Here is a 20,702-nt window from a genome sequence, read left to right on the forward strand (position 1 = left end):
TTGTTCCAACGCGCCTAAGGTGGTAGCCCCCGGCGCGGATGGATGCAATGGTAACGCTATGACAGAGACTTTAACCGTATTGGGGATCGAAAGCAGCTGCGACGACACGGCGGCAGCTGTTTTACGTGAAACAGTTGAAGGCGGGACCGAGATCTTGTCCTCCATCGTCTTTGGTCAAACCGAATTGCACAGCGCTTTTGGTGGCGTGGTGCCAGAAATTGCAGCGCGCGCCCATGCGGAAAAGCTGGATCTGAGCGTGGCACAGGCCATGCGCGCCGCGAATGTGGATTTTACGGATCTGGATATGGTCGCAGTCACCGCAGGTCCCGGCCTGATTGGCGGTGTAATTTCGGGTGTCATGTGTGCCAAAGGAATCGCAGCCGCCACCGGGCTGCCGCTGGTGGGTGTGAACCATCTGGCGGGCCATGCGCTGACGCCACGGCTGACGGATCAAATCCCATATCCTTATCTGATGCTGCTGGTCTCAGGCGGGCATTGCCAGTTTCTGATCGCACGTGGCCCCGAGGACTTCACCCGCCTGGGTGGCACCATTGACGACGCCCCAGGGGAAGCCTTTGACAAAACCGCGCGACTGCTGGGTTTGCCGCAACCGGGCGGTCCTTCAGTACAGGGCGAAGCGTTAAACGGTGACCCCAAACGGTTCCGCTTTCCCCGGCCTCTGTTGGATCGAAAGGACTGCAACATGTCCTTTTCCGGGTTAAAAACCGCTCTGATGCGGATGCGTGACCAGATTGTCGCGGAAAAAGGCGGCCTGTCCCGGCAGGACCGCGCAGATCTGTGCGCAGGGTTTCAGGCAGCCGTGGTGGATGTGCTGGTTGCCAAAACCAAACGCGCGCTTGAAATTTACAAAGCAGAAGCCCCAGAGGTCGCAACCATTGCGGTTGCTGGTGGTGTCGCAGCAAACACAGCCATTCGCGCCGGGTTGGAACAGCTGTGCGCTGAATTTGACACGCAATTTGTGGCACCACCCCTCAAGCTCTGTACCGATAACGCAGCGATGATCGCCTATGCTGGGCTGGAGCGGTTTAAATCCGGCGCACGGGATGGAATGGACCTGTCGGCCCGACCCCGCTGGCCCCTAGACCAAAGCAGCCCGGCCCTGATCGGCAGCGGCAAAAAGGGAGCCAAAGCGTGAGTGTTTCCGTATTGGGTGCCGGAGCCTTTGGCACCGCGTTGGCGATTAGCCTTGGACGCAGCCAACCTGTCACCCTGTGGGCCCGTGACCCGGATCAAGCCGCCGAAATCGCGACACAACGCATCAATACCCGCCGCCTGCCCGAGGCACCTCTGCCCGAAGCCGTGACGGTGACCTCTGATTTCAATGCCGCCTGTGCCAGCAAAACTCTCCTTCTGGCCGTGCCCATGCAAAGACTGCGCGCGTTTCTGCAACAAGATCCGCTGGCGTTTCGCGGGAAAAATCTGGTCGCCTGCTGCAAAGGCGTAGAGCTTTCAACCGGCCTTGGCCCCGTTGGTGTGATTGCCGAGGTTGTGCCAGATGCACAGGCCGCGCTGTTGACCGGGCCCAGCTTTGCTGCCGATATTGCCCGCGGCCTGCCCACGGCCCTCACACTGGCCTGCGCGGACGCGGTCACAGGGCTGCTTTTGCAACAGGAGCTGACCACCGCAAACCTAAGGCTATATCGCACGACGGACACAATAGGGGCCGAGGTGGGCGGCGCGCTGAAAAATGTTTTTGCCATAGCCTGCGGCGCGGTTATTGGAGCCGAGCTGGGTGACAGCGCACGCGCCGCCCTTATGACCCGTGGGTTTGCCGAGATGCAGCGCATGGCCCAGACCATGGGCGCACGGGCTGAGACATTGGCGGGGCTTTCCGGTTTTGGTGACCTGGCCCTGACCTGCAGCTCGCCGCTATCGCGCAACTTCAGTCTGGGCCTGGCTTTGGGACGCGGAGAATCGTTTGATCCCAGCATCACGGTTGAGGGCGCAGCAACAGCGCGCGCCGTGATGGAAAAGACAAAATCACTTGGTATTGATATGCCAATCACCCAGACTGTGGTCGCTTTGATCGATCAAAGCTTGACGATTGCGGATGCGGCGGCGCAATTACTTACAAGACCATTAAAAGAGGAATAAAATGCTCGTAGCATTGATCGCCCGCGATAAGCCCGAGAACCTGCAAGTGCGCCTGGACAACCGGGATGCGCATCTCGCCTATATCAAAGAGACCGGCGTTGTTGCCCAAGCTGGGCCGTTGATGGATCAAGACGGCAAAATGGTCGGCTCGCTGATCATCCTCGACGTCGAGGACATGGCAGCCGCCCAAGCTTGGGCCGACAGCGACCCCTATGCCAAGGCAGATCTGTTTGAGACGGTGGACCTGATCACCTGGAAGAAAGTCATCGGTTGATGCGGTACTGGCTGTTCAAATCGGAACCTTCCACCTGGAGCTGGGACAATCAGCGCGCCAAAGGTGAGATTGGTGAAGAATGGGACGGCGTCCGCAACTACCAAGCCCGCAATTTTATGCGGGAGATGAAATTGGGCGATCTCGGGTTTTTCTATCATTCACAAAAAGAAAAATCCGTGGTCGGCATCGTCGAGGTTTGCGCAGAATGCCACCCCGACAGCAAAGCGAATGATCCCCGGTGGGAATGCGTCGACATCAAAGCGGTGCGCAGCTTCACCAAGCCGGTCTCCCTTGATGACATCAAACAGCGCGAAGCTCTGGCCGAGATGATATTGGTCAAGAACTCGCGCCTGTCCGTGCAGCCTGTCACCGAACAGGAATGGCGCGAGATCTGCGCCATGGGAGAGACCAGCGCACACAAGTGATAGACCTGTTTTATTGTGACCAGGAGTCGTGTGAGATGGAATTTTTAAATGTTGTTGTCGCCGCAGCTGTTGGATTTGGGCTTGGGGCTGCGTGGTATGGGTTGCTTGCAGGTCCGTGGGTCAAAGCCTCGGGTGTTGAAGTGGACGCCGATGGCAAACCCAAAGGCGGCATGTCGCCCATGATCTTTGCCCTCAGCTTTGTCATTCAGCTGATTGTGGCCGGCATGATGCGCCATATCTTTGCACTGTCCGGAATTGATACCATCGGTGCCGGTCTGATTGCTGGATTGGGTATTGGGCTGTTCTTCATCACGCCCTGGATTGCACTGAACAATATGTATGCGATGCGCCCCAAGCTGCTGACTGTGATCGACGGCGGCTATGCCACCGTGTCCTGTGCCGCGGTTGGTTTGGTGCTAGCGCTGTTTTAAGGCTGCGGTTGGTTTACACGGCGCAAAATTGCAACGGCGCTGCAAACGCGACATGTTCAAAATCAACACGTCCGAAAATAAAAAAGGGAAGGTTCCGGGACGAACAGAACCTTCCCTTCCACCCCGCGTGCTCCGTATCCACCACACGCGTATGAGAAACTTTGGTCTGCCATCCTGGCTGCTCTTAGAAGCTATACCGGGGCACTTTGATTCCGCAAAGCAATTGCCCGGATAATAAGTTTCAAATTCAGCCGATTGGACATCAGCCGCCGACCCGTAGAAAGATCCGCGGCTGAATTCTTTGGAGTTACGCGTAAACCGCTTCTTTGCCGAAGTGCTTGGTCAGCATATAGTAGACAACCGCGCGGTATTTGTTGCGCTCTGATTTGCCATAGGTTTCCACGACGGAATTGATGGCTTCCATCAGTTCCGGGCCATCAGAAAGCCCCAGCTTCTTGATCAGAAAATTGGTCTTTACCGTCTCCAGCTCGCTCTCTTGGCTGGATGCAACCGTTGATGCGTCTGCGTTGTAAATTGCGGGACCACAACCAATCGTGACCTTAGTCAGCAGGTCCATATCCGGATCCATACCGCATTTATTTTTCAGATCATCCGCATATTGCGCAATCAAATCGTCTCTTTTTCCCATAGTTAACTCCCAACCCGGAAACCGTTTTGCCTTGTGGCAATAGGCCGACAGTAGGCGCAATTCAGCGTTCCACAAAGGAAAAGTTTTTCGGCGTTTTCCCCGAAAATTGACTGCACCGGATTTAGTGGATCCCAACAATAAAAACGCCGCCCGTTGCAAAACAACGGACGGCGCAATGTTGGATTTATCCAGCTTAGTAGCGGTAATGCTCGGGCTTGAACGGACCTTCAGGTGTCACGCCGATATAAGAGGCTTGCTCTGAGGTCAGTTTTGTCAGCTTGGCGCCAACGCGCCCCAGGTGCAGAGCGGCAACTTTTTCATCCAGGTGCTTGGGCAGGATGTAGACTTCGTTCTCGTACTGATCACCACGGGTGAACAGTTCGATCTGCGCCAGAACCTGGTTGGTGAACGATGCAGACATCACAAACGACGGGTGGCCTGTTGCGTTGCCAAGGTTCAACAGACGGCCCTCGGACAGCAGGATCATCCGATTGCCGGACGGCATCTCGATCATGTCCACCTGTTCTTTGATGTTGGTCCATTTGTGGTTCTTCAGAGCCGCAACCTGGATTTCATTGTCAAAGTGGCCGATGTTGCCAACAATCGCCATATCCTTCATCTCGCGCATATGCTCGATGCGGATGATGTCTTTGTTGCCGGTGGTGGTGATAAAGATGTCGGCGTCCAGCGCTTCTTCCAGCAAAACAACCTCAAACCCGTCCATAGCAGCCTGCAGCGCACAGATCGGGTCAGCCTCGGTAACCTTGACGCGCGCGCCGGCGCCTTGCAGGGAGGCCGCAGAGCCTTTGCCTACATCGCCGTAACCACAGACCACAGCAACCTTGCCGGCCATCATGGTGTCGGTTGCGCGACGGATGCCATCGACCAGCGATTCCTTACAGCCGTATTTGTTGTCAAACTTCGACTTGGTGACCGAGTCGTTGACGTTGATCGCCGGGAACGGCAGCTGGCCGTTTTTCTGCAGTTCATACAGACGGTGCACGCCAGTGGTGGTTTCCTCGGACACACCCATGATCGCATCGCGGGTCTTGGTGAACCAACCCGGCGAGGCTTCCATGCGCTTTTTGATCTGCGCCTTGATCACCGCTTCTTCTTCGGATTGCGGCACTGGAATGATGTCTTCACCCGCTTCGGCCCGCGCGCCCAGCAGCACATAAAGCGTCGCGTCACCACCATCATCCAGGATCATGTTCGGGCCTTCGTCGAACAGGAAGGATTTGTCGAGGTAATCCCAATGCTCTTCCAACGACTGGCCTTTGATCGCAAAGACCGGGATGTCACCAGCGGCGATTGCGGCCGCTGCGTGGTCTTGGGTCGAAAAGACGTTGCAGGACGCCCAGCGCACATCTGCGCCAAGAGCCACCAGTGTTTCGATCAACACAGCGGTTTGGATGGTCATATGCAGCGAGCCGACAATGCGGGCGCCTTTCAGCGGTTTGCTGTCGCCATATTCCTCGCGCAGGGCCATCAGGCCCGGCATTTCGGTCTCCGCAATATTAAGTTCCTTGCGGCCAAATTCAGCCAGCGCGATGTCCTTGACGATATAGTCCCCGGCCATTGTTAGCTCCATTCTGGTTTCGGGTTTCTCAGGAGGCCCTAACACCCGAATGGTTTACAAGCAACGAACATGGTGGCGCAGAAGGCTAGTTCGCGCCTAACTGGGGGCTCCAAGCGGCATTTTTGCAGGCAGCTCTTCAAAGTAGTCCGTACCTGCCGCAAGCACACAGCTTACGCCGTTCGGATAGGTCACAAGAAGAGTGAAGGTCCCGGTCGCCTTGGAGGTCCAGACCTCCAACAATGTGCTCCCTTGCTGGTCACTGCGTAATCCCCCTGCCGTTAAGTTTTCTTGGTATTTGTCAGACAACCGCTCGACCACCGTCGAACGATCTGCACAATTGGCGGCAAACGCAGGCGGGGCCGTTGCAGCCATTCCAAATACCATACACAGGCTCAACAATCGCTTGAACATAACAAGCTCCTTTCGCTAGAGGTCAGTCTCTAGAGACGGGGCCACGTGAGAGGTTATCTGCCCCCTCTCCATGTATGTATTATGTGTATTTATGATGCATTTTTCAATCACGGCGGCTTCAAAGTCTCGTTTGACGTTGTGTTAAAATGCACTAGGAAAGACATTAAAAAGTTCAGGAAGGCGCAGAAAATGGCATTAGGATCAAGGGCATGGCAAAGGATGCTGTCTGGGCGTCGGCTGGATTTGCTGGATCCGACCCCGGTCGACATCGAGATCGAGGACATCGCGCATGGGCTTGCTTTTGTGGCGCGTTGGAATGGTCAGACCAAAGGGGACTTTGCCTATTCCGTCGCAGAACACTCGCTATTGGTTGAGCAAATCCATGGTCGTCTAAACCCCAAAACACCCGTCAAATGGAAGCTCGCCGCCCTGTTGCATGATGCACCGGAATACGTGATCGGCGACATGATTTCACCGGTGAAAGCCGCCGTGGGCGCGGGCTACGGCGAGCTGGACGCGCGTTTGACGGCGGCGATCCACATTCGTTTTGGCCTGCCCGCGGCCTTGCCAAAAACCGTCAAATCCCAGATCAAACGGGCCGATAAAATCAGCGCCTGGATGGAAGCCGTACAGATCGCCGGGTTTTCAGAAAAGGAAGCGACCAAGTTTTTTGGCCGTCCCAACCCGGACATAATCGCCGATCTCAAAATCGATCTGCGCCCTCCGGTCGCCGTGCGTGAAAGTTTTGTGAAACGTCACGAAGAGCTGCTGGCGAAGCTTTAAGAGGTTTCACCGCGCGCCGCGCGCTCGGCACGTCTGCGTTTTCGGTTGGCACGAATGCGCTTTTGTTTAAATTCCGGCGATTCAACAAAGTTATCGTCCACTCGGATGCCTTTTTGATTGAGCATCATCCGCCTTTTGCGCCCTGTGACCGCCTGCCAATCGGCATCCCGCGATATGAAGCCAGCTTCGGCCAATGCTGCGCCGATGATCTTGTGATCCAGCTCTCCAAAACTCATCCGGCTGGAGCGCTGTTTTGCCATTGGCAGCCATTCGGTACGCAGCGCGTTGATCACAAGCGGGTCGCATTTACAGAAAGCCTGCACATTTCGCACCAGCTGCACATTAGCCCCAGACTGGCGACGCAAAATCATGGCAACTTTTTGATCTGGGCGTCCGACCATCGCATATAGATGCAGCGCAGAGCCATCCGCCGCCACCACTTGCCGCGCCGCTTTGTAACGCGCCAGCTGGACGTCGAGGCTGTGATCTTGCGGATGGAAGATCTCATACCCTTCACGGGTCAGCCGGTCTTCCAGCTCTTCTTCACCGATTAAACCGCCCTTGCCGAGCCCCAGTTTGGAGCGTGACAGGTATATCCGGTCAGGCCCTTCGGGTTTGATATCCCGTGCAAATTTCGAATGGATTGCGTTTCGAAACTTTGCAGTTCCGGTTACGATCTCTCCCAGACCGAACCCCTGACCGGGAACAACCAGTTCTGAAATCTGCGTGGGTTCTGTCACCAGTTTGATTGGCAGGTCCGGCGCGATCTGGTGAATGAAATCCTGCTGAAAGCCACGGATCCCAGCGTCAGAATCCGGCCGTTTGGGAACAAAAACAATCCCATCCACCGGACGATGTAACTCGGCCAAGGCCCAAAGCCGCGCAGTGCTTTCGACCAGAAAATGCCCGAAATGCGCCCACAGGACGCCGCCCCACAACCACCGCCCGTTCAGCACAGGACCCGCGGTTTCAGGTTTGGCCGGCTCGGTGCTGATTGGGCGATAGCGCCGCCACAATGCCCCTTGCTGACAATATGTGCCATCAGCATATAACACGCCCGACGGCTGCACCAACGCGTTGATGGTTGGTGGCACCACATGAGCCTGTGCCAGCGTCACCATCGCCTCGGACCAGCCCCCGCTCGGCGAGGGCTGTTGGGTTGCATCACTCGTACTCAACACCACCTGTTTTATCGCGGACTCCGTTTGGCCAGAATCCGCTGCAAGGTGCGGCGATGCATATTCAAGCGCCGGGCCGTTTCGGACACGTTGCGATCACACAGTTCATAGACGCGTTGGATATGTTCCCAGCGCACCCGGTCCGCGCTCATCGGGTTTTCCGGTGGTGGTGGCAGTTCGTCCCCATTTGCCAGAAGCGCGTTCATAATGTCAGAGGCATCCGCAGGTTTGGACAGGTAATCCGTCGCGCCGATCTTTACCGCAGCAACCGCCGTCGCAATCGCGCCATACCCGGTCAAAACCACAACGCGGCTGTCGGGGCGTTTTTCCCGCAAAACTTCGACCACATCCAACCCATTGCCGTCTTCGAGACGCAGATCCACCACCGCATAGGCGGGCGGGCGGGCTGTTGCAATGGCGGAACCTGCTGCAACAGATCCGGCCGTCTCCACTTCAAATCCGCGCTTTTCCATGGCCTTGGCCAAACGCCGCAAAAACGGCTCGTCATCGTCTACCAACAAAAGTGTCTTATCGGGCCCAATTTCGTCTGGGTCAGTGTCGGCCATGTGCTTTTTTCTCCCAACCGGTCAACCTCGGTCGCTGACCAGAATATGATGCAGGGCTTTCAAAGGTCAAACCGAAGCGAAAGCTTATGCGCTTTCGACAAAGCAGCTGACGCGCTCTGCCATTTTCTCGGCCGTTTCGTCGCGTTTGAAAAACTCGACAAACCCATGTTCGGGCAAAACCAAGTATGTATAGGTCGAGTGGTTGACCAGATAATACTCAGGATCGCCGTCCTGCTTTTGATAAAACGTTTTATACGCCTGACTTGCGGCTTTGACCTGCTCAGGGGATCCTGTCAATCCGACCATTTTCTCATGCAGGTTATACGCAAAATCTCCGACGACCTCGGGTGTGTCGCGTTCCGGATCGATCGAGATAAACACAGGCGTTGTTGACACGCCTTGGTCCGCCAACAAGTCCACAGCCTCTGCATTACGTGCGGTATCTAACGGACAGACATCCGGGCAGAACGTATAGCCAAAATAGATGAGCGTTGGTTCCGTGATCACATCTGTGTCAGTAACCTGCTCACCCTTTGCGTTGACCAGCTCAAACGGGCCGCCAATGGCCCCTGCCCCACCAGCAATCGAGCTGGTTCGGCAATTCGCAAACAGCTCGGTTGTCTGCTGTTGTGTCGTATACCAAGCGGCCGCAAGCCCACCTACTGCTACAGTCGCCGCCAAAATGGCATAAATACGAGTCATAACGCCCTCTTTCGATTTATCGTCACGGGTCGATTGAACGTTTCCCTTGTGAGACCTATCAGTATTTTCAACAGTTTCAAGCGGAGCATGTGGTCACATGTCTGATACAAACATCGGCCTGATGAGCGGTCAGGAGCGCAGCCATTGGATTCGTCTGCGGACGGTGATCATCCTGCGTTGGGTTGCGATCTTTGGTCAGATCACTGCTTTGTTCGCCGCACAGTGGATCCTGGGCCTCAAGTTTCACATCGAGCTGACCTATATTACCGTCTGTGTCTCCGTGCTGAGCAATCTGGTCGCGACGTTTGCCTTTCCGGAAAACAAACGCATGTCCGAGGTGGAAAATCTTCTGATGATCCTCTTTGACCTGCTGCAGCTTGGGATCTTGCTCTATCTGACCGGCGGTCTGAACAACCCCTTTGCCTTGTTGGTCTTGGGACCTGTAACCATCTCCGCCTCGATGATGCGGTTGCGGTCAGCGCTGATTATCGGCGCGGTGGCCATCCTGTTGGTGACGGTCCTGTCGCAGGTTTACCGCCCCCTGGTCACCGAGATTGGCGCTGAACTGCGGATGCCAGGCATCTTCATTTTTGGCAATTGGGCCGCGATTGTGATCGCGATCCTGTTTATCGGCGCCTATTCCTATCGTATCAGCTCAGAGATCCGGTCGATGTCTGACGCATTGGCCGCCACGCATCTGGCCCTGTCTCGGGAACAGAAGCTGACGGATTTGGGTGGTGTCGTTGCCGCCGCGGCCCATGAATTGGGCACGCCATTGGCAACCATCAAGCTGACAAGTGCTGAATTGGTGGATGAGCTCTCTGACAATCCAGACCTGTGTGAGGACGCCCAGCTGATCCGAGAACAAGCGGATCGGTGCCGCGATATTCTGCGTGACATGGGCCGGGCTGGTAAATCTGACCTCCAAATGCGCCAGGCCCCGCTGGTTACGATTATCAACGAAGCGGCAGAGCCGCATTCAAGCCGTGGAAAAACCCTGCATATGGAGGCGGAACCGTTGACTGAAACGGACCTGTTGCATCCGAAGATCATGCGAAAACCCGAAATCATTCACGGTCTGCGCAATCTGGTTCAAAACGGCGTCGATTTCGCTGAAGGTAATGTCTGGATTGACGCCAGTTGGGATGACAAGATTATCCGCGTGACAATCAATGACGACGGGCAAGGGTATCCGTCACATCTGTTGGGGCGGATCGGCGATCCATTTGTACGTCGTCGGCGTCATGAAACCGTCAGCGAGCAACGCCCCGAGTATGAGGGCATGGGTCTTGGCCTCTTTATCGCAAAAACACTGCTGGAACGGACGGGTGCACGGTTGCGGTTTGCCAATGCAGGCGACCCCTATCAGGACCTTCTGGATGAGCCGCAGGGCAGCGGCGCAATCGTAGAGGTCACCTGGCCACGCAGCCGCATCGATTCTGGTCAAGACGGCCCCTCGCGAGGCTTAGGTAAAAATGTACCAATTGAAATTTGACCTATTTATTTTTGGTCAACCAATTAAACTCCTTTTAACCATTATGAACAAGGATGAAACCTAGGTGAACAAGTCGAGGCAGGAATATGCAGGACATCGTTTCGGTTGAATGGCTGGTCCTAGTGGCTCTTTGTGCTGCAACTGCAGCAATTGCGGTTTGGTGGCTGTCCCCCGGGGCCTATGCCAAACGGATGGAACATGATCTTCTGGTTGGCGATGGTCGCACAGATGCCGTGTTTCTTTTCGACGACAACGCGCTGATCGGGTGGTCATCGGGTGCCAGCAAGTTCATCGGTGAAAATGCGGATGGTTTCAGCTGGTCAAACCTCCGGGATCAACTGTCGCGCAGCTATCCTGGCCTGCCGCAATCACCTGCGTTTCTGAAAGACGTGGGGCCGCTGGTCCTATCGGGAACGGCCGGTGCCGACAGCCGGGAAGCCCATTGCGAATGGATCGACGGCATCACACGGGTGCAGCTGCGCCGCAGTACGCTGGAAGAGCAGAATAAATCGCTGGATCAAGAGCTGACAACATTGCGCGCAGCGGTGCACCAGGCCCCCTATCCGGTCTGGTTACAATCCGAGGAAGGCGATGTCACCTGGACCAACTTGGCCTATGACGACCTAAGCCACAAGATCAGAGGCCGCGACGCCGATTTTGCCCAGCCCATGTTTGACGAGCTGGATGAACCCAAAGCCAGCGGCCGCCCCGAACGCATTTCCATTGCTCTGGAAGAAAACGACAAGAAGCTCTGGTATAATGTCTCCACAACCGAGACCGAAGCGGGTTGGCTGTGCCACGCGGTGGATGTCAACGCCGTTGTGGATGCTGAGATTGCCCAGCGCAATTTTGTTCAGACCCTTGCCAAAACCTTTGCGCAGCTCTCCATTGGTCTGGCCATTTTTGATCGCAACCAGCAATTGGTATTGTTTAACCCTGTGTTGATCGATCTGACCGCGCTGCCTGCGAATTTCCTTAGCTCGCGCCCAAACCTGATGACATTCTTTGACCGTCTGCGCGACCAGCGGATGATGCCAGAGCCCAAGAGTTATTCCAGCTGGCGTCACCAAATGGCAGATCTGTTGGAAGCCGCTGCCGAAGGCCGGTACCAGGAAACATGGTCGATGCCTTCTGGCTCTGTCTACTCTGTTTCAGGCCGACCGCATCCGGATGGAGCAATTGCGTTCCTGTTCGAAGACATCACTGCCGAAATCACTTTGACCCGCCAGTTCCGCACCGAACTGGAGGTTGGCCAGTCGATCATGGATCAAATGGACGAGGCGATTGCTGTTTTTAGCAAAGATGGCACCATGTCCTTCTCGAACGAGGCGTATCACGCGCTGTGGAACGTGGACCCTGAAGCGAGCTTTGCCAAAGTTTCGATCAACGATGCATGCCGCAATTGGCAGGAATGCAGTGCCGCGACCTCTGCTTGGGGCGCTGTGCGTGACTTTGTTCTGGGCACCGAAAGCCGGGATCCCTGGTGGTGTTCCGTTGCGATGCGGTCCGGCGAAACCCTGACCTGTCGGATCAGTGCGCTGCCAAACGGCACCACCCTTGTGCGGTTTCATGCCTCTGAACCGGCGTCACTTCCGGCAACACAACAACGATTTTTATCGTCACACCCTTAAGGGTGGCGGAACTGGCTTGCAGCGGGATGTGGACACGGCCATTTTAGCGCCATGACTGGTTTTACATTCTCTGTTGCCATCCAAAGCCCCGACGACATGGCCAATCTGGCCGAGATGATCGCCAGCGATGTATCGGCTGGCGATTGCCTTTTGTTGGAGGGTATCATCGGCGCGGGCAAAAGCCATTTCGCCCGTAGTTTTATCCGATCCCTCCTCACCTCGCCCGAAGACATCCCCTCGCCCACTTTTACGCTGGTGCAGACTTATGACGGGCCGGAGTGTGAGATCTGGCACAGCGATCTGTATCGGCTGAGCACGTTGGATGAAGTGTTTGAACTTGGGTTGGTTGACGCTTTTGACACGGCCATCTCGCTGGTCGAATGGCCGAAAAAACTGGAGGATGTCGCGCCGCAAAACGCGCTGCATCTGACCATTGAATTGTCAGACACCGCCGAGGACGCCCGGACGGTGACTTTTAACTGGAGCGACCCCAAATGGTCACCCCTGATGGAACGGATTACCCATGACTGATCGCAGCGCGCTAAAACGGGCGTTTTTGAATACGACCGACTGGGCCACAGCGCAGATCGAGGCGATGACCGGCGATGCCTCCAACCGGCGGTACGATCGGCTTTATCTGCCAGGTAAAACCGCCATTTTGATGGATGCCGCCCCTGAACGCGGCGAAGATGTACGTCCCTTTATCCGTATTGCGGAACATCTTCTGAACCACGGGTTCAGCGCGCCCAAGATCCTGGCCCGCCAGGTGGAACAGGGGTTTCTAGTGCTTGAGGATCTGGGAAACGACCGCTTTAAAGAGGTGATAGAAGCCACCCCGGCTTGTGAAGGTGAGTTGTACCGCGCGGCGGTCGACGCGCTTGTGACGTTGCATAACTGCCCGCTGCCGGATGATCTGCCGGATTATGGACCGGACACAATGGTAAAGGTGTGTGATCCTGTGTTTTCGGAGTACCGCCAGACCGTGGCACCCGGGCCCGTGGATCAGGCGCAGAACCTTTTTGACCGCGCCTTGACCGACCTGTTGCAACGTTACGTTGGTCCGCCTTCGGTCTTGGCGCAACGCGATTACCATGCCGAGAACCTCTTGTGGTTGCCAGATCGCAACGGCGTTGCTCGGGTTGGGATGCTCGATTTCCAAGACGCGGTCGCAGGGCACCCGGCCTATGATCTAGTGTCGATGCTGCAGGACGCGCGCCGCGATGTAGCACCCGATACCGAAGCGACGATGATCGCGCATTACTTGAATGCCACCGGATTGGACGCGCAGGCTTTTCATGCGGCCTACTGGGCGCTTGGCCTGCAGCGAAACCTGAGAATTGTCGGAGTTTTTGCGCGCTTGGCGACCAAACTCGGTAAACCTCATTATGTGGACTTTATCCCTCGGGTCTGGGCCTATATCGAACGTGGTCTGACCCGGCCTGAATTTACCGAATTCCGGGCCGTTTTGCGCGAGACGGTGCCTACACCAACCGAAGATGTGTTGAGAAAGCTAAAACCATGAGCCTCGCCTGCCCTGTCATGATCTTTGCCGCAGGCTTTGGCACCCGAATGGGTCCTTTGACGATGGATTGCCCCAAACCTTTGGTCCCTGTGGCCGGGCGGCCCATGGTGGATTTTGCGCTGGATCTGATCGCAGATTTTCCCGCCGAACGGGTTGTCGCCAACGCCCATTATCTGGCCGATCAGATCCAGGATTATCTGGAGCCCAAAGGCGTGCTGATCAGCCATGAATTCCCTAACATCCTCGACACCGGGGGTGGGTTGCGCCGCGCATTGCCGCTCATTGACTCGGATACCGTGGTGACGATCAACCCCGACGTGATCTGGCGGGGTCCAAACCCATTGAATATGGTGGCTGAGGCCTGGGACCCTGACAAAATGGATGCGCTGCTGTTGTGCATTCCAAAAGACCAAACCATTGGACGTATCGGTCCCGGTGATTTCACGCTCTCTGACGGTGGCCGCCCAACACGGGGCGGCTCTATGGTGTATGGCGGCGTGCAGATCATCAAAACCTCGACTGTAAAAGACATCGCCGAGGACGTGTTTTCCCTGAACCTGGTCTGGGACAAGCTGAACCATGACAACCGGCTGTATTGCGCGCAATATCCCGGAAAATGGTGCGATGTCGGTCGCGCCGAAAGCATTCCTCTGGCAGAGAATTTGATCGCCACTGATGTTTAAAGACACAACCACCCCACGTCTTTTTGGCGTGCCCTGCGGTGTTGATTTCCCAAAAGCGCTGGTCAATGGGCTGTTGACCCGCAGCACCGGCTTGCCTCCTGACGCTTTGGCACGCTGCGAAGTCATTTTGAACACCACCCGTATGACCCGCCGGGTGCGCCAACTGTTTGACGCGGGGCCGGCTGTGTTGTTGCCTCGTTTGACGTTGCTCGGCGGTCTCACTGCCGGATCACCGCTGCCGCCCGCCATTCCAGCCTTGCGCCGCCGACTGGAGCTGACGCAGCTGGTTAGCAAACTGTTGGACACGCAGCCGGATCTTGCCTCGCGCGCTTCGCTTTATGATCTGGCGGACAGTCTTGCGGGTCTGATGGATGAAATGCAGGGCGAAGGTGTTTCAACCGATGTGATCCGGGACTTGGACGTCACGGACCAATCAGGCCACTGGGCGCGCGCCCAAAGCTTTATTGGCATCGCAGATCAGCTGGTGGCGTTACATGATGACGCCATGGACAAAGAAGCGCGCCAACGTCAGCTTGTCACCGATTTGATCGCCCGTTGGCAGGACACCCCACCCCAACATCCCATCATCCTGGCCGGCTCTACCGGCTCACGCGGCACCACATTGATGCTGATGAAAGCCATCGCACAGTTGCCCCAAGGCGCGGTCATTTTACCGGGCTTTGACTTTGACCAACCAGATGCGGTCTGGGCCGAGCTCGACAATCCCCTCACGTCCGAGGATCACCCGCAGTACCGGTTCCACAAGATCCTGCGCGATCTGGAGATGTCTTCAGGAGATGTAACCCCCTGGTCATCAGACCAACCAGCCGCCCCGGCCCGCAACCGCCTCATTTCGCTGGCACTGCGGCCCGCGCCTGTCACCGATGCTTGGATGCGCGAAGGACCCAAGTTGCAGGACCTGGGAACCGCGACAGAACATCTGACATTGGTAGAGGCCGACGGCCCCCGAGCCGAAGCACTTGCCATTGCTTTGCGTTTGCGCCAAGCAGCCGAAGACGGCCAGACAGCGGCGTTGATCACACCTGATCGGATGCTGACACGTCAGGTCGCCTCAGCCTTGGATCAATGGGACATCCTGCCGGACGACTCGGCGGGTGTGCCCCTGCAGCTTACACCTCCAGGCCGGTTCTTGCGCCATGTGGCCAGGCTGTTTTCGCGGACGCTGACCTCGGACCAACTGCTGACCTTGCTGAAACACCCGCTGACCCACAGCGGCGCAGAGCGGGGCAAACATCTGCTGCACACCCGTGATCTGGAACTACACATCCGCCGAAATGGCCCGCCATTTCCGGATGGTGCAAGTTTCACACGTTTTGGCACCGCACGCGACCTGACTCCCGGCTGGATCGATTGGCTGTCCCATTGTTTTGACGCCCAAGTTGTTGCACATACGTTGCCTTTGTCGGATTGGATGATCCGTCTGCGTATCCTGGCGGAGACCATTGCAGCGGGTCCACAAGCGCCTGATGCAAGCGGCGGGTTGTGGGACCAGAAAGCCGGCCGCGAAGCCCTTCGGATTGTCGAGGAATTGGAGGGTGAGGCCCATCACGGCGGCGATCTGTCGGCCCGTGATTTTGGCGATCTTCTTGGCGCGCTCTTGTCCCAGGATGAAGTGCGCGACCGCGACGCGCCTTATGGATCGATCATGATCTGGGGCACGCTCGAGGCTCGGGTTCAAGGCGCGGATCTTCTGATCCTTGGTGGCTTGAACGAGGGCAGCTGGCCCGAAGCCGCCAGCCCCGATCCCTGGCTCAATCGACAAATGCGCAGCCAGGCAGGTTTGTTGCTACCGGAACGCCGTATCGGCCTGGCCGCCCATGATTTCCAACAGGCCATCGCCGGCGCTGAAGTCTGGCTGACCCGCGCCAAACGCACGGATGAGGCAGACACTGTTCCTTCGCGCTGGCTAAACCGGATGACGAACCTGTTGTCGGGCCTTCCTGAACAACAAGGGCCTGCGCAGCTGGATGCCATGCGCAGGCGGGGTCAAACCTGGCTTGACTGGGCGCGGGCATTGGAGAAACCCACACCAATTGCACCCGCTGGACGCCCCTCCCCCCGTCCTCCTGTTTCTGCGCGACCGCGCAAACTGTCGGTGACAGAAATCCCGCGGCTGATCCGGGATCCTTATGCGATCTACGCCAAACATGTGCTGCGCTTAAAACCGTTGAACCCGTTGGTGCAAGAACCTGACGCCCTGTTACGCGGGATTGTGCTGCACCGGGTGTTTGAGCTGTTTGTGAAACAAACGCTTGCGGATGACACAGCGCTCTCGCCAGAGGTTCTGATCGAAACCGCCCTAAAAGAGCTGGAGGCCCATGTACCCTGGCCCGTCGCCCGCAGCCTGTGGATGTCCCGGATTCGCCGCATTGCGCGGGCCTTTGTTGAGGGCGAACAAAACCGGCAACAGCGCGCCACGCCTGCCTTGTTCGAAGGCGAAGGTCACGCGCGTTTGGATCCCTTGGATTTCACCTTGACCTGCCGCGCCGACCGTATTGACCGTGATGCGCGGGGCATGCTGCATCTGTTTGACTATAAAACCGGGGCTCCACCCACCGTGGCCATGCAAAAGAAATTCGACAAACAACTGCTGATCGAGGCTGCCTTGGTTGAACAAGGTGGCTTTGAAGCCCTTGGCCCCGGTGAGGTTCAAAGCGCTGCCTTCCTGGGTCTTGGCAACACCTTAAAAGAAGTGACCGCCCCGTTGGACAGCGATCCACCAGATCAGGTCTGGGACGAGCTGAAAGAGTTGATCAGTGCTTACTTCGACCCTAACCAAGGGTATTCGAGCCGAAGTATGATGCACAAGGACGACCAATTGGGCGACTACGACCACTTGGCGCGCTATGGTGAATGGGATCGCAGCACCGACCCCACGCCGGAGGATCTGTTATGAGCGCACGCAACGCCGCATCCGAGGCGCAGTTTCGCGCCGCGCGCCCCGATGCCTCCACCTGGCTCTCCGCCAATGCCGGCTCTGGCAAGACCAAAGTGCTGACAGATCGGGTGGCGCGGCTGCTGCTCAAAGGTGTGCAACCGCAACACATCCTTTGCCTGACCTATACCAAAGCCGCCGCCAGCGAGATGCAAAACCGTCTGTTCAAACGTCTGGGTGAATGGGCCATGCTGCCGGATCCGAAACTGATGGATGCGCTGTTGGATCTGGGTGTGGAGCTGATCGACCAAGACCAAGAGCTGGCCCAGGCGCGTACCCTGTTTGCCCGCGCCATCGAAACCCCCGGCGGTTTGAAGATCCAGACGATCCACTCGTTTTGTGCAGCACTTTTGCGACGATTCCCGCTGGAGGCTGGTGTCAGCCCACAGTTTAGCGAGATGGAAGACCGCTCGATCGCCTTGTTGCAGACCGAGATTGTCGAAGATCTGGCCCAAACACAGGGCGAGCTCATCGATGCGCTGGCTTTTCATGTTGCCGACAGTGATTTTGCCACCCTGACCAGCGCGGTTGCGCAACAACGCGAGCATTTTGAAGCGCCTTTGGGGCGCACGGATCTATGCGCGCTGTTTGACCTGCCAGAGGGGTTTGACCACACTGCCCTGCGGGCTTCGGTGTTTCTAGGGGACGAAGGGGATCTGTTGCAGCGCCTGCGGGTGGTCCTGGCGACCGGTGGTGCAAATGATCAGAAAGCCGCGGCCAAGCTGAACAGCATTGGCGATCCTACCCTTGGCGATTTGCCAGTATTGGAATCTGTTTTTTTGACAGGCGCTGCGGCCAAAACGCCATTCTCCGCCAAAATTGGCAGCTTCCCAACCAAGAAACTACAAAAAGACCACCCGGACCTGATGGATCGGATCGAACCGTTTATGCGTCGGGTGGAAGAGGCGCGCGCCAACCGCTTGGCGCTGGACGCAGTTGACAAATCCGCACTTCTACACCGTTTCGCCGCAGTGTTTCTGCCGGAGTATGAGCGCCGCAAACAGTTGCGCGGCTGGCTCGATTTTGATGATCTGGTGCTAAAGGCACGCGGGCTTTTGAACGATCAGGCCGTCGCGGCCTGGGTTTTGTATCGTCTGGACGGCGGCATCGATCATATTCTGGTGGATGAGGCCCAGGATACCAGCCCGGTACAATGGGATGTTGTGGAAAAGCTGGCGCAGGAATTCACCGCCGGCGAAGGCGCGCGGTCCCAGGTCGAACGCACGATTTTTGTCGTCGGCGATATGAAACAGTCGATTTACTCCTTCCAAGGGGCCGATCCAGATGCATTCCTGCGCATGAGGGAAGAGTTCGGAAATCGACTGTCTGAGGTTGGTAACAGGCTCTATACAACATCACTTGAGTATTCGTTCCGCTCATCAGCCGCAATTTTGGGTCTGGTGGATGAGATTTTCAAAGACAGCCCAAACGCAGGATTTCATAAGGATGCGCTGCACCGCGCCTTTAAATCGGATCTTCCGGGGCGCGTGGATATTTGGCCTGCAATCGAAAAGGTTGACGACGAGGACAACCGCCATTGGACCGACCCCGTCGACCGCCCCAGTAAACGCCACCACACGGTTCTGCTGGCTGAGAAAATCGCGCATGAAATAAAGCGCATGATCGACACTGGCGAGACATTGCCCTGTGACGGTCCAGAACGCGGCACCTTCCAACGCAGGCGGGTTCAGCCCGGTGATTTTCTGATCTTGGTGCAGCGTCGATCCGAATTGTTTTCGGAAATCATCCGTGCCTGTAAAGCGGCGCGTTTGCCAATTGCCGGCGCGGACCGGTTAAAAGTCGGCGCGGAGCTGGCCGTCAAGGACATCGCAGCCCTGTTGTCTTTCCTCGCCACGCCAGAGGACTCATTGTCGCTGGCCGCTGCTTTGCGGTCCCCTTTGTTTGGTTGGACCGAACAGGCGTTGTTTGATCTGTCGCACCGGCGCAGTTCACCGCATTTGTGGACCGCTCTGCGAGACCGTGCGGATGCCTTCCCCGAAACCATGGCGGTGTTAAATGACCTGCGGGACAATACCGATTTTCTGCGCCCCTTCGATCTGATCGAACGCATCCTGACGCGGCACAATGGCCGCCGGCAGTTGTTGGGCCGACTCGGGGCTGAGGCCGAAGACGGGATCAACGCCCTTTTGTCGCAAGCTTTGGCCTATGAACGATCCGAAATTCCAAGCCTCACCGGGTTTCTGGTTTGGATGCAGGCCGACGATCTGGAAATCAAACGGCAGATGGGTGCGGCCGGCAATATGATCCGGGTGATGTCAGTGCATGGCTCCAAAGGATTGGAAGCACCAATTGTGATCCTGCCGGACACCGCCAAACGCCGCGCGCCCCGCGATGATGAGATTATCCTGGCGGACGGCACGCCCCTATGGAAACTGCCCAAGGATCAGATGCCGCCCACGATGCTGACGGCCCGCGATCACAAGCTGGAAAAGCTCACCAACGAGCGGTTGCGCCTGCTCTATGTGGCGCTGACGCGGGCTGAAAAATGGCTGATCGTTGCCTCTGCCGGCGATTTAGCAAGCGATGGGGACAGCTGGTATCAAATGATCGAACACGCCGCGCTGGCGCGTGGGGCAGTCAAACGCAATGATCCTGACCTTGGTCTGCGACTGAGCCACGGGGATTGGGACGGGCTTGAGCGGGTTGACGTGGAAATGCCTGTGACGCCCGAGACCGCCCTGCCCCCGGTCTTTACCCGTCCCGCCCCCGAGTATGTCGCACCACCTGCCACGCTCAGCCCATCGGATCTGGGTGGTGCCAAAGCATTGCCAGGTGAGCAAGGTCGCGACGAAGACGCCGCAAAAGCGCGCGGAACACAATTGCATCTGCTGCTTGAGCATTTGCCCCGACATCCCAAATCCAATTGGCATGACATTGCGACAAACCACGGCATCGCCCCGGACAGCGAGATTTATGAAGAGGCCGCACGTGTGATTTCCACCCCGGCGCTTGATTGGATCTTTGCGGATACGACCCTCGCCGAAGTCCCGATCTCGGCCACTTTGGATGAACAACGTTTGCATGGGGTTATCGATCGGCTGATCGTACTGGAGGACCGGATTGTCGCCGTTGATTTCAAATCCAACGTTGTGGTGCCCAGCACGGCACAGGCCTGCCCGCTTGGTCTATTGCGGCAAATGGGGGCCTATGCGCTGGCATTGGCGCAGATCTATCCTGACCGACCCATTCAAACGGGGATCCTGTGGACGGCAACCGCCGAATATATGGAATTGCCACACGATCTTGTGTCACACTCTTACTTCCAGCGTCTGGAACCTTGA

General features: G+C 56.9%; 19 protein-coding genes. 13 read left to right on the forward strand and 6 right to left on the reverse strand.

Annotated features, from left to right (window positions below):
- Positions 1 to 58 precede the first annotated feature (58 nt).
- Genes tsaD through GFB49_RS06940 form a run of 5 tightly spaced genes read left to right on the forward strand, consistent with a single transcriptional unit; the run spans position 59 to position 3,245 of the window.
- Positions 59 to 1,156, forward strand: coding sequence for a tRNA (adenosine(37)-N6)-threonylcarbamoyltransferase complex transferase subunit TsaD (gene tsaD / locus GFB49_RS06920; protein ID WP_153215127.1), 1,098 nt, complete (start codon positions 59 to 61; stop codon positions 1,154 to 1,156).
- The gene (locus tag GFB49_RS06925; protein WP_343032500.1) at positions 1,153 to 2,115 is read left to right on the forward strand and encodes an NAD(P)H-dependent glycerol-3-phosphate dehydrogenase; all 963 of its coding nucleotides are present in this window, start codon (positions 1,153 to 1,155) and stop codon (positions 2,113 to 2,115) included. The genes tsaD and GFB49_RS06925 overlap by 4 nt, the downstream gene beginning before the upstream one ends.
- Before the next feature lies 1 nt (position 2,116).
- Positions 2,117 to 2,389, forward strand: coding sequence for a YciI family protein (locus tag GFB49_RS06930; RefSeq protein ID WP_153215129.1), 273 nt, complete (start codon positions 2,117 to 2,119; stop codon positions 2,387 to 2,389).
- Entirely contained in the window at positions 2,389 to 2,814 is a 426-nt protein-coding gene (locus GFB49_RS06935; protein WP_153215130.1) for an EVE domain-containing protein, read from the forward strand. Before GFB49_RS06930 ends, GFB49_RS06935 begins: the two co-directional genes overlap by 1 nt.
- A 35-nt stretch (positions 2,815 to 2,849) precedes the next feature.
- Positions 2,850 to 3,245, forward strand: coding sequence for a DUF1761 domain-containing protein (locus tag GFB49_RS06940; RefSeq protein WP_153215131.1), 396 nt, complete (start codon positions 2,850 to 2,852; stop codon positions 3,243 to 3,245).
- Positions 3,246 to 3,552: 307 nt separating this feature from the next.
- Here GFB49_RS06940 and GFB49_RS06945 read toward each other — a convergent pair whose 3' ends face one another.
- The 3 genes from GFB49_RS06945 to GFB49_RS06955 form a co-directional block, all read right to left on the reverse strand.
- Positions 3,553 to 3,894, reverse strand: coding sequence for a DUF2853 family protein (locus GFB49_RS06945; protein WP_153215132.1), 342 nt, complete (start codon positions 3,892 to 3,894; stop codon positions 3,553 to 3,555).
- A 193-nt stretch (positions 3,895 to 4,087) separates the two neighbouring features.
- Positions 4,088 to 5,473, reverse strand: a complete 1,386-nt coding sequence (gene ahcY / locus GFB49_RS06950) for an adenosylhomocysteinase (RefSeq protein ID WP_153215133.1) — start codon at positions 5,471 to 5,473, stop codon at positions 4,088 to 4,090.
- 96 nt (positions 5,474 to 5,569) lie between these two features.
- Positions 5,570 to 5,884 (reverse strand): hypothetical protein, encoded by a 315-nt coding sequence (locus tag GFB49_RS06955; protein ID WP_153215134.1) that lies wholly within the window; start codon positions 5,882 to 5,884, stop codon positions 5,570 to 5,572.
- Positions 5,885 to 6,073: 189 nt separating this feature from the next.
- Here GFB49_RS06955 and GFB49_RS06960 point away from each other — a divergent pair, with 189 nt between their 5' ends.
- The gene (locus tag GFB49_RS06960; protein WP_153215135.1) at positions 6,074 to 6,667 is read left to right on the forward strand and encodes an HD domain-containing protein; all 594 of its coding nucleotides are present in this window, start codon (positions 6,074 to 6,076) and stop codon (positions 6,665 to 6,667) included.
- Here GFB49_RS06960 and GFB49_RS06965 read toward each other — a convergent pair.
- From GFB49_RS06965 to GFB49_RS06975, 3 genes are all read right to left on the reverse strand, one after another.
- A complete protein-coding gene (locus tag GFB49_RS06965; RefSeq protein ID WP_246149645.1) occupies positions 6,664 to 7,845 on the reverse strand; it encodes a glycosyltransferase 61 family protein in 1,182 nt (393 codons plus the stop codon). The genes GFB49_RS06960 and GFB49_RS06965 overlap by 4 nt on opposite strands.
- Positions 7,846 to 7,856: 11 nt before the next feature.
- The gene (locus tag GFB49_RS06970; RefSeq protein ID WP_153215136.1) at positions 7,857 to 8,411 is read right to left on the reverse strand and encodes an ActR/PrrA/RegA family redox response regulator transcription factor; all 555 of its coding nucleotides are present in this window, start codon (positions 8,409 to 8,411) and stop codon (positions 7,857 to 7,859) included.
- An 84-nt stretch (positions 8,412 to 8,495) separates the two neighbouring features.
- On the reverse strand, positions 8,496 to 9,113 hold the full coding sequence (locus tag GFB49_RS06975) for an SCO family protein (RefSeq protein WP_153215137.1): 618 nt from the start codon (positions 9,111 to 9,113) through the stop codon (positions 8,496 to 8,498).
- A 97-nt stretch (positions 9,114 to 9,210) separates the two neighbouring features.
- On the opposite strand from GFB49_RS06975, the gene regB reads away from it, so the two are divergent.
- The 7 genes from regB to addA all read left to right on the forward strand — a co-directional run bounded on the left by regB (position 9,211) and on the right by addA (position 20,702).
- Positions 9,211 to 10,608, forward strand: a complete 1,398-nt coding sequence (gene regB, locus GFB49_RS06980) for a sensor histidine kinase RegB (protein WP_153215138.1) — start codon at positions 9,211 to 9,213, stop codon at positions 10,606 to 10,608.
- Between the two features lie 86 nt (positions 10,609 to 10,694).
- A complete protein-coding gene (locus GFB49_RS06985) occupies positions 10,695 to 12,239 on the forward strand; it encodes a PAS-domain containing protein (RefSeq protein ID WP_153215139.1) in 1,545 nt (514 codons plus the stop codon).
- A 51-nt stretch (positions 12,240 to 12,290) separates the two neighbouring features.
- Positions 12,291 to 12,770, forward strand: coding sequence for a tRNA (adenosine(37)-N6)-threonylcarbamoyltransferase complex ATPase subunit type 1 TsaE (gene tsaE, locus GFB49_RS06990; protein WP_153215140.1), 480 nt, complete (start codon positions 12,291 to 12,293; stop codon positions 12,768 to 12,770).
- Entirely contained in the window at positions 12,763 to 13,761 is a 999-nt protein-coding gene (locus GFB49_RS06995; RefSeq protein ID WP_153215141.1) for an aminoglycoside phosphotransferase family protein, read from the forward strand. Before tsaE ends, GFB49_RS06995 begins: the two co-directional genes overlap by 8 nt.
- Complete coding sequence (locus GFB49_RS07000; RefSeq protein WP_246149646.1) at positions 13,758 to 14,444, forward strand: nucleotidyltransferase family protein; 687 nt, start codon at positions 13,758 to 13,760, stop codon at positions 14,442 to 14,444. Before GFB49_RS06995 ends, GFB49_RS07000 begins: the two co-directional genes overlap by 4 nt.
- Positions 14,437 to 17,361 (forward strand): double-strand break repair protein AddB, encoded by a 2,925-nt coding sequence (gene addB, locus GFB49_RS07005; RefSeq protein WP_153215142.1) that lies wholly within the window; start codon positions 14,437 to 14,439, stop codon positions 17,359 to 17,361. The genes GFB49_RS07000 and addB overlap by 8 nt, the downstream gene beginning before the upstream one ends.
- Positions 17,358 to 20,702, forward strand: coding sequence for a double-strand break repair helicase AddA (gene addA, locus GFB49_RS07010; RefSeq protein WP_153215143.1), 3,345 nt, complete (start codon positions 17,358 to 17,360; stop codon positions 20,700 to 20,702). The genes addB and addA overlap by 4 nt, the downstream gene beginning before the upstream one ends.

It is taken from the genome of Tritonibacter litoralis, from assembly GCF_009496005.1.
In the GTDB taxonomy this organism is placed as follows: Bacteria; Pseudomonadota; Alphaproteobacteria; order Rhodobacterales; family Rhodobacteraceae; genus Epibacterium; species Epibacterium litoralis.

What these genes read in the sequence shown, in the direction of transcription:
- GFB49_RS06970 (WP_153215136.1), bottom strand. Translation starts at nt 8,411, where the DNA reads ATGGCCGACACTGACCCAGACGAAATTGGGCCCGATAAGACACTTTTG.
- ahcY (WP_153215133.1), bottom strand. Translation starts at nt 5,473, where the DNA reads ATGGCCGGGGACTATATCGTCAAGGACATCGCGCTGGCTGAATTTGGC.
- GFB49_RS06960 (WP_153215135.1), top strand. Translation starts at nt 6,074, where the DNA reads ATGGCATTAGGATCAAGGGCATGGCAAAGGATGCTGTCTGGGCGTCGG.
- GFB49_RS06955 (WP_153215134.1), bottom strand. Translation starts at nt 5,884, where the DNA reads ATGTTCAAGCGATTGTTGAGCCTGTGTATGGTATTTGGAATGGCTGCA.
- GFB49_RS06945 (WP_153215132.1), bottom strand. Translation starts at nt 3,894, where the DNA reads ATGGGAAAAAGAGACGATTTGATTGCGCAATATGCGGATGATCTGAAA.
- GFB49_RS06985 (WP_153215139.1), top strand. Translation starts at nt 10,695, where the DNA reads ATGCAGGACATCGTTTCGGTTGAATGGCTGGTCCTAGTGGCTCTTTGT.
- addA (WP_153215143.1), top strand. Translation starts at nt 17,358, where the DNA reads ATGAGCGCACGCAACGCCGCATCCGAGGCGCAGTTTCGCGCCGCGCGC.
- regB (WP_153215138.1), top strand. Translation starts at nt 9,211, where the DNA reads ATGTCTGATACAAACATCGGCCTGATGAGCGGTCAGGAGCGCAGCCAT.
- addB (WP_153215142.1), top strand. Translation starts at nt 14,437, where the DNA reads ATGTTTAAAGACACAACCACCCCACGTCTTTTTGGCGTGCCCTGCGGT.
- GFB49_RS06930 (WP_153215129.1), top strand. Translation starts at nt 2,117, where the DNA reads ATGCTCGTAGCATTGATCGCCCGCGATAAGCCCGAGAACCTGCAAGTG.
- GFB49_RS06975 (WP_153215137.1), bottom strand. Translation starts at nt 9,113, where the DNA reads ATGACTCGTATTTATGCCATTTTGGCGGCGACTGTAGCAGTAGGTGGG.
- GFB49_RS06940 (WP_153215131.1), top strand. Translation starts at nt 2,850, where the DNA reads ATGGAATTTTTAAATGTTGTTGTCGCCGCAGCTGTTGGATTTGGGCTT.
- GFB49_RS06935 (WP_153215130.1), top strand. Translation starts at nt 2,389, where the DNA reads ATGCGGTACTGGCTGTTCAAATCGGAACCTTCCACCTGGAGCTGGGAC.
- GFB49_RS06995 (WP_153215141.1), top strand. Translation starts at nt 12,763, where the DNA reads ATGACTGATCGCAGCGCGCTAAAACGGGCGTTTTTGAATACGACCGAC.
- tsaD (WP_153215127.1), top strand. Translation starts at nt 59, where the DNA reads ATGACAGAGACTTTAACCGTATTGGGGATCGAAAGCAGCTGCGACGAC.
- tsaE (WP_153215140.1), top strand. Translation starts at nt 12,291, where the DNA reads ATGACTGGTTTTACATTCTCTGTTGCCATCCAAAGCCCCGACGACATG.
- GFB49_RS07000 (WP_246149646.1), top strand. Translation starts at nt 13,758, where the DNA reads ATGAGCCTCGCCTGCCCTGTCATGATCTTTGCCGCAGGCTTTGGCACC.